This window comes from Pseudomonas tructae, assembly GCF_004214895.1.
Taxonomy (GTDB): Bacteria; Pseudomonadota; Gammaproteobacteria; order Pseudomonadales; family Pseudomonadaceae; genus Aquipseudomonas; species Aquipseudomonas tructae.
This window is the reverse complement of the sequence record NZ_CP035952.1, coordinates 2,156,027-2,170,075: the sequence shown is the minus strand read 5'-3', so window position 1 is coordinate 2,170,075 and position 14,049 is coordinate 2,156,027. Positions and strand designations below refer to the sequence as shown.

General features: G+C 59.4%; 12 protein-coding genes. 1 reads left to right on the top strand and 11 read right to left on the bottom strand.

Features of this window, described 5'->3' with window-relative positions; all coding sequences use genetic code 11:
- Positions 1–90: 90 nt before the first annotated feature.
- The 7 genes from lpdA to sdhC form a co-directional block, all read right to left on the bottom strand.
- Positions 91–1,527: a dihydrolipoyl dehydrogenase gene (lpdA, locus tag EXN22_RS09990; RefSeq protein ID WP_130263897.1), complete on the bottom strand. Its 1,437-nt coding sequence runs from the start codon at positions 1,525–1,527 to the stop codon at positions 91–93.
- A gap of 94 nt (positions 1,528–1,621) precedes the next feature.
- The gene (gene odhB / locus EXN22_RS09985; protein ID WP_130263896.1) at positions 1,622–2,842 is read right to left on the bottom strand and encodes a 2-oxoglutarate dehydrogenase complex dihydrolipoyllysine-residue succinyltransferase; all 1,221 of its coding nucleotides are present in this window, start codon (positions 2,840–2,842) and stop codon (positions 1,622–1,624) included.
- A 42-nt stretch (positions 2,843–2,884) separates the two neighbouring features.
- The gene (locus EXN22_RS09980) at positions 2,885–5,716 is read right to left on the bottom strand and encodes a 2-oxoglutarate dehydrogenase E1 component (protein ID WP_130263895.1); all 2,832 of its coding nucleotides are present in this window, start codon (positions 5,714–5,716) and stop codon (positions 2,885–2,887) included.
- Positions 5,717–5,962: 246 nt separating this feature from the next.
- A complete protein-coding gene (locus tag EXN22_RS09975; protein ID WP_010224678.1) occupies positions 5,963–6,667 on the bottom strand; it encodes a succinate dehydrogenase iron-sulfur subunit in 705 nt (234 codons plus the stop codon).
- A gap of 11 nt (positions 6,668–6,678) precedes the next feature.
- Entirely contained in the window at positions 6,679–8,451 is a 1,773-nt protein-coding gene (sdhA, locus tag EXN22_RS09970) for a succinate dehydrogenase flavoprotein subunit (RefSeq protein ID WP_130263894.1), read from the bottom strand.
- Between the two features lie 3 nt (positions 8,452–8,454).
- Positions 8,455–8,823, bottom strand: a complete 369-nt coding sequence (gene sdhD, locus EXN22_RS09965) for a succinate dehydrogenase, hydrophobic membrane anchor protein (RefSeq protein WP_028945358.1) — start codon at positions 8,821–8,823, stop codon at positions 8,455–8,457.
- Positions 8,817–9,203 (bottom strand): succinate dehydrogenase, cytochrome b556 subunit, encoded by a 387-nt coding sequence (sdhC, locus tag EXN22_RS09960; RefSeq protein WP_174446946.1) that lies wholly within the window; start codon positions 9,201–9,203, stop codon positions 8,817–8,819. The genes sdhD and sdhC overlap by 7 nt, the downstream gene beginning before the upstream one ends.
- A 350-nt stretch (positions 9,204–9,553) precedes the next feature.
- Between sdhC and gltA the strand changes: the two genes are divergently transcribed.
- Positions 9,554–10,843, top strand: coding sequence for a citrate synthase (gene gltA, locus EXN22_RS09955; RefSeq protein WP_130263893.1), 1,290 nt, complete (start codon positions 9,554–9,556; stop codon positions 10,841–10,843).
- A 159-nt stretch (positions 10,844–11,002) separates the two neighbouring features.
- Here gltA and EXN22_RS09950 read toward each other — a convergent pair whose 3' ends face one another.
- The 4 genes from EXN22_RS09950 to EXN22_RS09935 form a co-directional block, all read right to left on the bottom strand.
- Entirely contained in the window at positions 11,003–11,608 is a 606-nt protein-coding gene (locus EXN22_RS09950) for an START domain-containing protein (RefSeq protein ID WP_130263892.1), read from the bottom strand.
- Positions 11,609–11,640: 32 nt separating this feature from the next.
- Positions 11,641–11,895 (bottom strand): YkgJ family cysteine cluster protein, encoded by a 255-nt coding sequence (locus tag EXN22_RS09945; RefSeq protein WP_130263891.1) that lies wholly within the window; start codon positions 11,893–11,895, stop codon positions 11,641–11,643.
- 123 nt (positions 11,896–12,018) lie between these two features.
- A complete protein-coding gene (locus tag EXN22_RS09940) occupies positions 12,019–12,492 on the bottom strand; it encodes a translation initiation factor 2 (protein WP_130263890.1) in 474 nt (157 codons plus the stop codon).
- 61 nt (positions 12,493–12,553) lie between these two features.
- Positions 12,554–13,999, bottom strand: a complete 1,446-nt coding sequence (locus EXN22_RS09935; protein WP_123568214.1) for an aminotransferase-like domain-containing protein — start codon at positions 13,997–13,999, stop codon at positions 12,554–12,556.
- Between the last annotated feature and the right edge of the window lie 50 nt (positions 14,000–14,049).

Below are 14,049 nucleotides of genomic sequence, written 5' to 3'. Positions count from 1 at the left end.
ATGCTCCGGGAGTTCGAGTCCGGCGGACTTTCCGCGGTGAGTCATGCACGCAAGACTCACGACGGGCCACCCGCCGTGGTTTCTTATTGTTTAACGCTTCTTACGGTTGGCAACGTGAATGGCACCGCCATTCACCGCCAGCGCGGCTTCATGCAGCGCTTCGGACAGGGTCGGATGGGAGAAAACCATCATGCCCAGGTCTTCGGCGCTGGAACCGAATTCCATTGCGATTGCACCCTGCTGAACCAGTTCGGCAGCCGATGGGCCAATCACGTGTACACCCAGAACGCGGTCGGTCTTGGCATCGGCGATGACCTTGACGAAACCACCGGTGTCGTTGGCAGCCATCGCACGGCCGCTGGCCGCGAACGGGAAGGTGCCCACGTTAACCTCAACGCCTTCGGCCTTCAAGGCTTGTTCGGTTTTACCGACCCACGCGATTTCCGGGTGGGTGTAGATAACCGACGGGATCAGGTCGTAGTTCATCTGGGCTTTGTGGCCCTTGATGCGCTCGACGACCATGATGCCCTCTTCCGAGGCCTTGTGTGCCAGCATCATGCCACGAACCACGTCACCGATGGCGAAAACGCCCGGAACGCTGGTCGCGCAATGATCGTCAACGAAGACAAAACCACGCTCGTCGATGGTCACGCCGCTGTCGGCAGCCAGCAGGTCGGTGGTCACTGGACGACGACCGACCGCAACGATCAGCTTGTCGAAGGTGATCTTCTGCTCGCCGTTGGCATCGGTGTAGGTCACTTCGACTTCAGCGCCGTTGACCTTGGAGCCGGTCACGCGGGCGCCCAGCTTGATGTCCAGACCTTGCTTGGTCAGGGTTTTCAGCGCTTCCTTGGAGACGGCGGTGTCGGCTGCCATCAGGAAGGTGTCCAGTGCTTCCAGAACGGTGACTTCAGCACCCAGGCGAGCCCAGACCGAACCCAGCTCCAGACCGATCACGCCAGCACCGATGACGCCCAGGCGCTTGGGTACGGTTTGGAATTCCAGGGCGCCGGTGGAGTCAACGATGACATTCTGGTCGACCGGAGCCGGTGGAATGTCGATCGGACGCGAACCGGAAGCCAGGATGACGTTCTCGGCTTCGATGATTTCGGTGGTGCCGTCAGCCTTGGTGACTTCGACTTTCTTGCCAGCCAGCAGCTTGCCGTGGCCCTGGATCGAAGTGACGCCGTTGGCCTTGAACAGGGTGGCAACACCGCCGGTCAGGTTCTTGACGATGCCAGCCTTGCGGCCAACCATCGCAGCGACGTCCATTTTGACTTCGCCGGTGGAGATGCCGTGGACGTTGAAGCTTTCTTTGGCTTCCTTGTACTTCCAGGAGCTGTCCAGCAGTGCCTTGGAAGGAATGCAACCCACGTTCAGGCAGGTACCGCCGAGGGCCAGCTTGCCCTCGCCATCGGTGTACTTCTCGATACAGGCAGTGCTCAGACCAAGTTGCGCAGCCTTGATAGCAGCTACGTAGCCGCCAGGACCTGCGCCAATCACTACCACGTCGAATTTCTGGGTCATAAAAGATTCCTTTTAGCTTCAAGCCACAAGCTGCAAGCTGCAAGACGACCGGCTTCTACTTGAAGCTTGTCGCTTGCAACTTGCAGCTGCTTTTTTAGATGTCCAGCAGCAGACGAGCCGGGTCTTCCAGCAGGTTCTTGATGGTCACCAGGAAGGTCACGGCTTCTTTACCGTCGATCAGACGGTGGTCATAGGACAGCGCCAGGTACATCATCGGACGGATCACGACCTGACCATTAACAGCCATAGGACGCTGGATGATGTTGTGCATACCCAGGATCGCAGCCTGCGGCGGGTTGACGATCGGGGTCGACATCATCGAACCAAAGGTACCACCGTTGGTGATGGTGAAGGTACCGCCGGTCATTTCGTCGATCGACAGCTTGCCGTCACGGGCCTTCTTGCCGAAGGTGGCGATGCCGTTCTCGATTTCCGCCAAGCTCATTTGCTCGGCGTTGCGCAGTACCGGTACCACCAGGCCGCGGTCGCTGGAAACGGCAACGCCGACGTCCGCATAACCGTGGTAGACGATGTCGGAACCGTCGATCGAGGCGTTGACTGCCGGGAAGCGTTTCAGCGCTTCGGTGGCCGCCTTGACGAAGAACGACATGAAGCCCAGGCGTACACCGTTGTGGGTCTTCTCGAACAGGTCCTTGTACTTCGAACGCAGGGCCATGACTTCAGTCATGTCGACTTCGTTGAAGGTGGTCAGCATGGCCATGTTCGACTGTGCTTCTACCAGGCGCTTGGCCACGGTGGCGCGCACGCGGGTCATCGGCACACGCTTCTCGGTACGGTCGCCAGTGGCGACAACCGGAGCAGCAGCGGCAGCAGCTGGCTTGGCGGCAGGTGCGGCAGCCGGAGCGGATTTCTTCGCTTCGATGGCAGCAACAGCGTCTTCCTTGGTGATGCGACCGTCTTTGCCGGTGCCCTTGATGCTGTTCAGGGCGATGCCGTTTTCTTCAGCCAGCTTGCGGGCAGCAGGCGCGGCGATAGCGTCTTCGGCCTCAGCGCTGGCGGCAGCAGGAGCGGCAGCGGCGGCAGGCACGGCAGCAGCAGGTGCAGCAGCGGCAGCGCCACCTTCCACGATCGAACCCAGGACTTCGTCGGACAGGACGGTCTCGCCCTCGCCCTTGACGATTGCACCCAGTACGCCGTCGGCGGTAGCCAATACTTCCAGGACAACCTTGTCGGTTTCGATGTCGACGATCAGCTCGTCACGCTTGACGGCTTCGCCCGGTTGCTTGTGCCAGGTGGCAACGGTGCCATCGGCAACCGATTCCGGGAAAGTAGGGGCTTTGATCTCGATAGCCATTATCAGTGGTTCCTTAAATTCGGTTTCTGGTGCGCGATGGCATTAAACGGTGAAGGCATCTTGCAGCAGTTTTTCCTGCTGCTCGGCGTGCATCGAAGCGTAACCACAAGCAGGTGCTGCCGAAGCATCGCGACCGGCGTACTCGAGGACCAGGTCCTTGTTGTGACGGGTCAGGATACGACGCATGTGGTGTTGGCTGCTGTACCAGGCGCCCTGGTTCATTGGTTCTTCCTGGCACCACACCACATCCTTGAGCTGGGTGTACGGCGCAAGGATCTCGACCAGGTCGTCTTCAGGGAACGGATACAGCTGCTCGATACGCACGATGGCGATATCTTCGCGGCCTTCGGCACGGCGTTTTTCCAGCAGATCGTAGTAGACCTTGCCGCTGCACAGGACCAGGCGCGTGACGTTCTTCGGATCGAGGGTATCGATTTCCGGGATCACGGTCTGGAACGAGCCTTCGGCCAGATCTTCCAGGGTCGAGATAGCCAGCTTGTGGCGCAGCAGCGACTTTGGCGTCAGCACGATCAGCGGCTTGCGCAGCGGACGGATGACCTGACGACGCAGCAGGTGGTAGATCTGAGCCGGCGTGGTCGGTACGCAGACCTGGACGTTGTGCTCGGCGCACAGCTGCAGGTAACGTTCCAGACGTGCCGAGGAGTGCTCAGGCCCCTGCCCTTCATAACCGTGTGGCAGCAGCATGGTCAGACCGCACAGACGGCCCCACTTGTGCTCGCCGCTGGTGATGAACTGGTCGACAACCACCTGGGCACCGTTGGCGAAGTCACCGAACTGGGCTTCCCAGATCACCAGCGCGTTTGGCGTGGTGGTCGAGTAGCCGTATTCGAATGCCAGGACCGCTTCTTCGGACAGGAACGAATCGTACAGGTCGAAACGTGGCTGGCCTTCATAGAGGTTCTGCAACGGGATGTAGGTGCTTGCATCCTTCTGGTTGTGCAACACCGCGTGGCGGTGCGAGAAGGTGCCGCGACCAATATCCTGACCGGTCATGCGAATCGGATGACCTTCGAACGCCAAGGTAGCGTAGGCCATGGTTTCGGCGTAGCCCCAGTTGATCGGCAAGCCACCGGCCTGCATCTTCTGGCGATCTTCGTAGATCTTCGAAACCTGACGCTGAACCACGAAGCCTTCCGGCAGTTCCAGCAGCTTGGCCGACAGCTCCTGCAGGGTCTTGAGGTCGAAGCGGGTGTCGTGACGCGCGGTCCAGGCGTGGCCCAGGTACGGACGCCAGTCAACGAACAGCTCTTTGTTCGGCTCTTTGACCAGGCTTTTTACTACGTGCAGGCCGTTGTCCAGCGCATTGCGGTACTCGTCGACCTTGGCCTGGACGCGTTCGGCGTCAAGGCGACCCGCCTGGGTCAGGGCTTCGGCGTACAGCTCGCGGGTAGTGCGCTGCTTGGCGATCTGCTGGTACATCAGCGGCTGGGTACCGTTCGGCTCGTCAGCCTCGTTGTGGCCGCGACGACGGTAGCAGACCAGGTCGATGACCACGTCACGCTTGAACTGCATGCGGTAGTCAACCGCCAGCTGGGTCACGAACAGCACCGCTTCCGGATCATCACCGTTGACGTGCAGGATCGGCGCCTGAATCATCTTGGCGACGTCGGTGGCGTACTCGGTGGAGCGCGAGTCCAGCGGGTTGCTGATGGTGAAACCAACCTGGTTGTTGATCACGATGTGCACGGTACCGCCGGTCTTGAAACCGCGGGTCTGCGACATCTGGAAGGTTTCCATGACCACGCCTTGACCGGCGAAAGCCGCGTCACCGTGGAGGGAGATCGGCAATACCTTGTCGCCAACGGTGTCGTTGCGACGGTCCTGACGGGCACGTACCGAACCTTCAACCACTGGCGAGACGATTTCCAGGTGCGAAGGGTTGAACGCCATGGCCAGGTGAACTTCACCACCTGCGGTCATTACGTTGGACGAGAAGCCCTGGTGGTATTTCACGTCACCGGAGCCCAGCTCGACCTTCTTCTTGCCTTCGAACTCGTCGAACAGCTCGCGCGGGTTCTTGCCGAAGGTGTTGACCAGGACGTTCAGACGGCCACGGTGGGCCATGCCGATGACAACTTCCTTGGTGCCGTAGGAACCGGAGCGTTGAATCAGCTCGTCCAGCATCGGAATCAGGCTCTCGCCGCCTTCCAGACCGAAACGCTTGGTACCCGGGTATTTGGTACCCAGGTATTTTTCCAGACCCTCGGCGGCGGTGACGCGCTCGAGCAGGTGGCTCTGAATATCCGCAGAGAAGACTGGACGCCCACGCACGCTTTCCAGACGCTGCTGGAACCAGCTGCGCTGTTCGGAGTCGACGATGTGGGTAAATTCGGCGCCAATGGTGCGGCAATATGTCTGCTGCAAAGCGTCGAAGATTTCGCGTAGGCTCGCTTCCTCTTTGCCGATGAACAGGTCGCCGGCACGGAAGGTCGTATCAAGATCGGCATTGGTCAAGCCGTAATGATTGATCGACAGGTCTACTGGCGCAGGGCGCTGCCACAACCCCAGGGGGTCGAGCTTCGCGGCTTGGTGGCCGCGCATACGGTAGGCCTGGATCAGTCGCAGCACTTCAACCTGCTTCTTCTCGTGTTCACTGCTCACGCTCCCGGCGGAAACCGGTTGGGCGCGGCGCTGGTTCTTTGCCAGCAATACGAAATGGTCGCGGATCGTCGAGTGCGATACATCGGTAGCGGTGCTGCCTTCGGCGGGCAACTTCTGGAAGTAAGTGCGCCACTCTTCTGGCACAGCGTTAGGGTCGTGCAGGTAGAGCTCGTAGAGCTCTTCCACATATGCAGCGTTACCACCTGAAAGGTGGGCGCTATCCCACATGCGCTGCATCACGCTTTCTTGCATGCTTGGTCACCCTCGGTTAGGGGACGGATCGGCAAGAACCACAGCACGCCTGGGAAAGTCCTGATGCAGCGACCCAACCAAGCCACCAAGGATCCTACAGATTTTCCGGGTACCAGCCCGGAAGCCCCTGCTGGTCTCATATCTTCATAGGTAAAAGCTTGGGCTTTGTGGGCCCTAGCTCTGGTTTCACCTGGGTGCGGGCAAAGGCCCGCACCTGGGCGTACTACGGGTACAACACTTTTAAAATCAGGTACCGCTTTGCAGCAGCATGTTACGTACGTGACCGATGGCCTTGGTCGGGTTCAGACCTTTAGGGCAAACGTTCACGCAGTTCATGATGCCGCGGCAACGGAACACGCTGAACGGGTCATCCAGCGAAGCCAGACGCTCCTGGGTCTTGGTGTCACGGCTGTCGGCCAGGAAACGATAGGCCTGCAGCAGTGCAGCTGGACCGAGGAACTTGTCCGGGTTCCACCAGAACGACGGGCAGGAAGTCGAGCAGCAAGCGCACAGGATGCACTCGTACAGACCGTCCAGCTTCTCGCGCTCTTCCGGCGACTGCAGACGCTCGATGGCCGGAGCCGGCGTGTCGTTCTGCAGGAAAGGCTTCACCTTCTCGTACTGCTTGTAGAAGATGCTCATATCGACGACCAGGTCACGAATCACTGGCAGGCCAGGCAGCGGACGCACAATCAGCTTGTTGCGCTTGACCACCGCCGACAGCGGCGTGATGCACGCCAGGCCGTTCTTGCCGTTGATGTTCATGCCATCGGAACCGCAAACACCTTCACGGCAGGAGCGACGGTAGGAGAAACCTTCGTCCTGCTCCTTGATCAGTGCCAGGACATCGAGAACCATCAGGTCCTTGCCGCCGGTATCGACCTGGAACACCTGCATCTTGGGTGCCGAGTCGGTATCGGGGTTGTAACGATAAACTTCGACTTGCAACATTGTGGCCACCCTTAGTAAGTCCGGACTTTAGGCTCGAACGCCGGAACGGTTTTCGGCGCGAAGTTGACGGCGCGCTTGGCGACGCGCTTCTCACCCGGGAAGTACAGGGTGTGGCACAGCCAGTTTTCGTCGTCACGGTCTTCGAAGTCTTCACGGGCGTGAGCACCGCGGGACTCTTTGCGGACTTCTGCAGCGATGGCAGTGGCTTCGGCGACTTCCAGCAGGTTCTGCAGCTCCAGCGCTTCGATACGCGCGGTGTTGAAGGCCTGGGACTTGTCGTTGATCTTGACGTTGGCGATACGCTCGCGCAGGCCAGCCAGCTGTTCGATACCCTTCTGCATGTATTCGCCAGTACGGAATACACCGAAGTAGTTCTGCATGCAGCTTTGCAGCTCGCGACGCAGGGTAGCCACGTCTTCACCGGTGTTGCGCTCATTGAGCTTGTTCAGACGGCTCAGGGCAACTTCGATGTCGGTGTCGCTGGCGTCCAGGTATTCGATACCGTCGCTCAGCGCTTTTTCCAGGTGCAGGCCGGCCGCACGACCGAAGACCACCAGGTCGAGCAGCGAGTTGCCGCCCAGGCGGTTGGCACCGTGAACCGATACGCATGCCACTTCACCGACTGCGAACAGACCCGGAATGATGTGGTCAACGCCGTCGGCGTCCTGGGTCATCGCCTGACCATGAATGTTGGTGGCTACGCCGCCCATCATGTAGTGGCAGGTTGGAACGACAGGAACCGGGGCGACGACAGGGTCGACGTGAGCGAAGGTCTTGGACAGTTCACAGATACCCGGCAGGCGGCTGTGCAGCACTTCTTCACCCAGGTGGTCAAGCTTGAGCATCACGTGGTCGCCGTTAGGGCCACAACCGTTACCGGCGATGATCTCTTTAACCATGGAACGGGCCACAACGTCACGACCGGCAAGGTCCTTGGCGTTAGGCGCGTAACGCTCCATGAAACGCTCGCCGTGCTTGTTGATCAGGTAACCACCTTCACCACGGCAACCTTCGGTGACCAGTACACCGGCGCCGGCGATGCCGGTCGGGTGGAACTGCCACATTTCGATATCCTGGACCGGAACGCCTGCACGCAGCGCCATGCCAATACCGTCACCGGTGTTGATCAGGGCGTTGGTGGTGGAGGAGTAGATACGGCCAGCACCGCCAGTAGCCAATACAGTGGCCTTGGCTTTGATGTACATGGTTTCGCCGGTTTCGATGCAGATCGCGATCACACCGACGAAAGCGCCTTCCTTGTTCTTCACCAGATCAACGGCGTAGTACTCGTTGAGGAAGGTGGTGCCTGCTTTCAGGTTGCCCTGGTACAGGGTGTGCAGCAGCGCGTGACCGGTACGGTCGGAAGCGGCACAGGTACGGGCGGCCTGGCCACCTTTACCGAAGTCCTTGGACTGGCCACCGAACGGACGCTGGTAGATGCGACCTTGCTCGGTACGGGAGAACGGCAGGCCCATGTGGTCCAGCTCGAACACCGCAGCCGGGCCTTCCTGACACATGTATTCGATAGCGTCCTGGTCACCGATGTAGTCGGAGCCTTTGACGGTATCGTACATGTGCCAGCGCCAGTCATCGTTCGGGTCGGCCGAAGCGATGGCGCAGGTGATGCCACCCTGGGCCGATACAGTGTGCGAACGGGTCGGGAAGACCTTGGTGATCACGGCAGTCTTGTGACCACCCTGAGCCAGCTGCAGCGCGGCGCGCATGCCGGCACCACCACCACCAACGATGATGGCGTCGAATGAAATCGTAGGAATGTTAGCCATGAATCAGATACCCCAGAGAATCTGCACACCCCAGACGAAGTACGCGAACATCGCGACACCACATACCGCCTGGAACAGGAAACGTACGGCAGTCGCCGACTTGCCCAGCGCCATCGGCGTCAGGTAGTCGGTGGCAATGGTCCACATGCCGACCCAGGCGTGAGCGCCCAGGGCAACCAGTGCCAGCAGACTGAAAATACGCATCGCGTTGTTGGAGAACAGAGCGTGCCACTGGGCAAACTCGATGCCCGGGTGCGCGACCAGGTATCCGATCAGGAAAATGAAATAAGCCGCGAGAACGACCGCAGAAACGCGCTGCGCCATCCAGTCATAGAGGCCCGAACGCGAAAGGTTCGTGACGTTGGTTACCATATCCAAACTCCTGCCAGAACGATCACCACCACGGAGACGGCGATGATAATTTTCGAGCCCAGTCGGCCGCCTTCCAGCGTTTCACCGATGCCCATGTCCATGATCAAGTGGCGCACACCGGCTACCAAGTGATACAGCAAGGCGGACAGGAGGCCCCATGCCACGAATTTGGCCAGCGGACTGGTCAAGCATGCCTTCACCTCGGCGAAACCTTCCTCAGAACCCAGGGACTTGCCCAATGCATAAAGCATGATGCCAAGGCCCAGGAAGAGGATGATGCCGGATACACGGTGAAGAAATGACGTAACGCCGGTAATGGGGAGTTTGATGGTCCTTAGGTCTAGGTTTACAGGTCGTTGGCTTTTCACGGCTTTTTTCACACTGAAGAGCCCCTAGCAAGCAGGGCAAAGTTGTTGGTAAGTGTACTGGTCAGGTACCCACCACCCAGGGAGTGACGACCCCAGCAACACGGGCTTGCAAGCCCCTGGCGGTCGGGGGCCGATTATAGACAGTTAGGCTACTAATGACAACGCAGACACCTAGCCCAAATAGCGCATTGCCTTTAGTGATCAAAAGGCGTAAACGGGCGGTAATTTCGAGGAAAAACAGCGCCCAGAGCCCTTTACAACCATGCTTTAGGCAAATTGACATTCGAATTTATCTCACTATAGTGGTGCGGGCCCTGCGTGGGGGGTCTGTCTGATGATTTCAAGCATTAATAGGAGGCCACATGGCTGACAAAAAAGCGCAGTTGGTCATCGAGGGCGCAGCCCCCGTCGAGCTGCCCATTTTAACCGGCACCGTTGGTCCCGATGTTATCGACGTTAGAGGGTTGGGGGCCACGGGCCACTTCACTTTCGACCCTGGTTTCATGGCGACCGCATCCTGCGAGTCGAAGATCACTTATATCGACGGCGACAAGGGTATCCTGCTGCATCGCGGCTATCCGATCGAACAGCTGGCCGAAAAATCCGACTACCTCGAGACCTGCTACCTGCTGCTCAACGGCGAACTGCCGAATGCCGAGCAGAAGGCCCAGTTCGTCAGCACCGTGAAGAATCACACCATGGTGCACGAGCAGTTGAAGTCGTTCTTCAACGGCTTCCGCCGCGACGCCCACCCGATGGCCGTCATGTGCGGCGTAGTGGGCGCCCTGTCGGCGTTCTACCACGACTCGCTGGACATCAATAACCCGCAGCACCGCGAAATCTCCGCGGTCCGCCTGGTCGCCAAGATGCCAACCCTGGCAGCGATGGTGTACAAGTACTCCATGGGCCAGCCCATGATGTACCCGCGCAACGACCTGTCGTACGCGGAAAACTTCCTGCACATGATGTTCAACACCCCGTGCGAGATCAAACCGATCAGCCCGGTGCTGGCCAAGGCGATGGACAAGATCTTCATCCTTCACGCCGACCACGAACAGAACGCATCGACCTCCACCGTTCGTCTGGCAGGCTCCTCGGGCGCCAACCCGTTCGCCTGTATCGCCGCCGGGATCGCTGCACTGTGGGGCCCTGCCCACGGCGGCGCCAACGAAGCCGTGCTGACCATGCTCGATGAAATCGGCGATGTCTCGAACATCGACACGTTCATCGCCAAGGCCAAGGACAAGAACGATCCGTTCAAGCTGATGGGCTTCGGTCACCGCGTCTACAAGAACCGCGACCCGCGCGCCACCGTGATGAAGCAGACCTGCGACGAAGTCCTGCGCGAGCTGGGCATCAAGAACGACCCGCAGCTGGAACTGGCCATGCGCCTGGAAGAGATCGCCCTTACCGATCCTTACTTCATCGAGCGCTCGCTGTACCCGAACGTCGACTTCTACTCGGGGATCATCCTCAAGGCGATCGGCATTCCAACCAGCATGTTCACCGTGATCTTCGCCCTGGCGCGGACCGTCGGCTGGATTTCGCACTGGAAAGAAATGCTCTCCAGCCCGTACAAGATCGGCCGCCCTCGCCAGCTGTACACCGGCTACGAGTCGCGCGACATCGTCAAGCTGGAAGACCGCAAGTAAGCCTTACGGCCGAAAACGAAAAAGGCTGCCTTCGGGCAGCCTTTTTTATTGGGCGAATTTATCGCGGGGCAAGCCCACTCCTACAGGCTTTGTGGGAGCGGGCTTGCCCCGCGATCATCTAACAGTTGACCAAAAAACCCAGCTTGCAAACAACTGTGCTTACGGCTTCTCAGCCTTCGCCTTCAACGCCTTCAAGGTATTGAACGGTGCATCCACGACAAACTTGTTCGCCACCATCGACGGTACGCTACCGCCTGGCTCGGTATGCACCTGGTAGGTCACCTCGGTGCCACCGTCTTTTGGCTGCAACTTCCAGAAACCGTCAACCTTGGCTACCCGGACGAAACCCTTCTCTTCCGGCAGGTACTTGGGTACGCCTTCGAGCTTGCGGGTCACGCTGCCATCGGCGGCCTCGGTAGTGGTGACGTGCATGACCGAATCACGCGCAGTGACCGGCCACGGGGTGTTGAACTGAGTGTAGGTCCAGCTTTGCTCACCCTCGGACTTCAGTAATTTTTGCGACTTGCACTCATGAATCCAGGCGCAGGCACCCACGACATCTTCCTGCAGGGCCCTGACCTTGGCCAGCGGAGCCTTGATGAAGGTCACGCCGCGATAGGCCTTGTAGTCGGAACCGGCAACCGTGCTGAGCTCGATCTTGATCCCATCCTCGTCCTTGGCTTGCTTCCAGTCTTCGGCATGCGCCAACGGCACCAACACCGCTCCCAGCCCCAACACCAGCGCCACCTGTTTTAACGATCCCATTATGTTATTCCTTGTTGTCGAAGATCCGCGTTTCAAGCTGCCGTCATTTGCTCCAGCCACCCCAGGATCCTGATCGCCTCATCGCGGTCGTTGCCGCAGATGTCCGCCTCCGCCTTGAAACCGCCGCACACCGGCGGACGCTCGGGCCTGCCGAACAAGCCACAGAGATTACTCACCGACAGGTGCAGGCAACGCTCACCGGCAGGCTTGCCCTTGGGCATCCCCGGTATCGGCGAGCTGATGGAGGGCGCGATACAGCAGGCGCCACAACCTTCACGGCAATTCATGACAACAGAACCCTCGGAGCAACAAATGATGAATGAACCCGGATAGTAACCGCTTAAACAGGTGTTTGAAATTGTTGCCCGGATGAAATATCAAGCGCAGAACGATGACCGAACAGTCACCCCCTACTGCTTGAACTCGAACTCGATGGCCGCACCCTCGACATCCTTACGGCTCTCATTGCGCAGTTGCAGTTGCATTTCGTTGCTGATCAGCCGGCCATTGAGCTGGAACGGGCTGTCGGAAGGTGGTTTTTCACCAAACAGGTAAGGCAACAAGGGTTTGGGCAGCGGCGCCTGCTCCTGGGAGTCAGGCTTCATGTCCTTGACCAGGCCTGATGGCAAGCTCAGATCGAGCTTGGCCTTGGGCAATGGTGCTGGCGCCGCCTTGGCATTTTTGCGTGCGCTGCGCTGGGTCGCTTTGGTGGCTGCCTTTTTGCGCACCGCCGGCGTCTTCGCCTGCTTTGGCTTAGCAGCAGGCTTGGCGCTTTTGGTTACCGGGGCCTTGCCGGCTGGCGCGGATTCGGCCACTGCTGCCGAGGTGCAGGCCACGCCACCGAGCAAACACAGGGACAACCCGATACAACGCAACGCTTTCATAGGCACCGACGATTATCCCTAAAAGTGCTTATGCTCCCCGTTCCCGACACGACTGGCAAGTCTAGAAAAACGCGCCCGAGGCAGATTCCTGGCACAGCTGGCTGGCCAGCATGCCCAGGGTCATCACTGCTCGCTCCGCTTCACGGTTCCAGGGGATGCCGCAGTTCAGGCGAATGCAGTGGTTGAACTGCTCGGTGTTACTGAAGATCAGCCCCGGCGCAATACTGATGCCCTGCTGCAATGCGCGCACATGCAGCTCCTGGGTATTGACCCGCCCCGGCAGGCTGACCCAGAGGATGAATCCGCCAGTTGGCCGGGTCATCTGTGTACCCTCCGGGAAGTGTTGCTGCACGGCCAACTGGTAGGCACTGAGATTTTTCCGGTATTCCTGACGGATGTAGCGCAGATGCCGGTCATAACCGCCATTTTCCAGGTACGACGCCACCCCCATCTGCGTCACACTGCAGGCTGAGTGGGTGGTAAAGGTCTGCAAACGCTGGATTTCTGCCTGATATTTGCCGGCAACCATCCAGCCGATCCGCACACCGGGCGACAGGGTCTTGGAAAAGCTCGAACAATAAATTACTCGCCCCAGTCGATCGAAAGCCTTGAGCGCCTTGGTCTTGCCCTGCTCGAACATCAGTTCGCCATAGATGTCGTCTTCGATGATCTGAATGTCAAAATCCGACGCCAGGCGCAACAACTGCTTCTGCCGATCTTCCGGAATGGTGCCACCCAGCGGATTGCTCAGGCGCGCGGTCAGTACCAGGGCCTTGATCGACCACTGGTTAGCCGCCAGCTGCAGGGCCTCAAGACTGATACCGGTGGACGGATCACTGGGAATTTCGATCACTTTCAAGCCAAGCAGGTCGGCCAGTTGCAGCAAGCCGTAATAGGTCGGCGACTCGGCGGCGATCAGGTCGCCCGGTCGGGTCAGCACCCGTAACGACATCTGCAGGGCATCGACGCAGCCATGGGTGACCACCACTTCACTGGGGTCGACCACCACGCCGGCATCGCGCATGCGAATGGCGATCTGCCGACGCAGTGGCTCGAAGCCCGGGCTGAACATGTAACTGAAGGCCCGCGGGCTATGAAAGCGGGTCACCTTGGCCAACTGCTGGTGCAGTGCCCGCACCGGCAGGTAGTCCACATGGGGCACCGCAGCACCGAAGGGGAACACCCCATCGCGCCGAGCCTCAGTCAACACCTGCTGGATAATACTGCTGCGCGTTACCAGCCCCGGGCGCTCGACTCGGGCAATATCCGGCGTCTGCGCGGTCAGCGCCGGTGTCTGGTGCACATAGTAGCCAGACTGCGGCCGCGCACGGATCAGACCCTGATCTTCGAGGTTGGCATAGGCCTGCAACACGGTTGCATGGCTGACATTGAGCTGCGAACTCATCTTGCGTACCGAAGGCACCCGCTCACCCGGTTGATACACGCCGCGGCGAATATCTTCAGCCAGTTGCTGGGCGATGCGCTGGTAGAGCAACAGGTTGGTCATGATCAGTCTCGAAACGCAGGCAATGTAGTTGTTTTTGTACGGCTCTATTT

Coding starts and splice junctions, on each gene's coding strand:
- gltA (WP_130263893.1), top strand. CDS start 9,554: ATGGCTGACAAAAAAGCGCAGTTGGTCATCGAGGGCGCAGCCCCCGTC.
- EXN22_RS09975 (WP_010224678.1), bottom strand. CDS start 6,667: ATGTTGCAAGTCGAAGTTTATCGTTACAACCCCGATACCGACTCGGCA.
- EXN22_RS09950 (WP_130263892.1), bottom strand. CDS start 11,608: ATGGGATCGTTAAAACAGGTGGCGCTGGTGTTGGGGCTGGGAGCGGTG.
- EXN22_RS09940 (WP_130263890.1), bottom strand. CDS start 12,492: ATGAAAGCGTTGCGTTGTATCGGGTTGTCCCTGTGTTTGCTCGGTGGC.
- EXN22_RS09935 (WP_123568214.1), bottom strand. CDS start 13,999: ATGACCAACCTGTTGCTCTACCAGCGCATCGCCCAGCAACTGGCTGAA.
- EXN22_RS09980 (WP_130263895.1), bottom strand. CDS start 5,716: ATGCAAGAAAGCGTGATGCAGCGCATGTGGGATAGCGCCCACCTTTCA.
- EXN22_RS09945 (WP_130263891.1), bottom strand. CDS start 11,895: ATGAATTGCCGTGAAGGTTGTGGCGCCTGCTGTATCGCGCCCTCCATC.
- lpdA (WP_130263897.1), bottom strand. CDS start 1,527: ATGACCCAGAAATTCGACGTGGTAGTGATTGGCGCAGGTCCTGGCGGC.
- sdhD (WP_028945358.1), bottom strand. CDS start 8,823: ATGGTAACCAACGTCACGAACCTTTCGCGTTCGGGCCTCTATGACTGG.
- sdhA (WP_130263894.1), bottom strand. CDS start 8,451: ATGGCTAACATTCCTACGATTTCATTCGACGCCATCATCGTTGGTGGT.
- odhB (WP_130263896.1), bottom strand. CDS start 2,842: ATGGCTATCGAGATCAAAGCCCCTACTTTCCCGGAATCGGTTGCCGAT.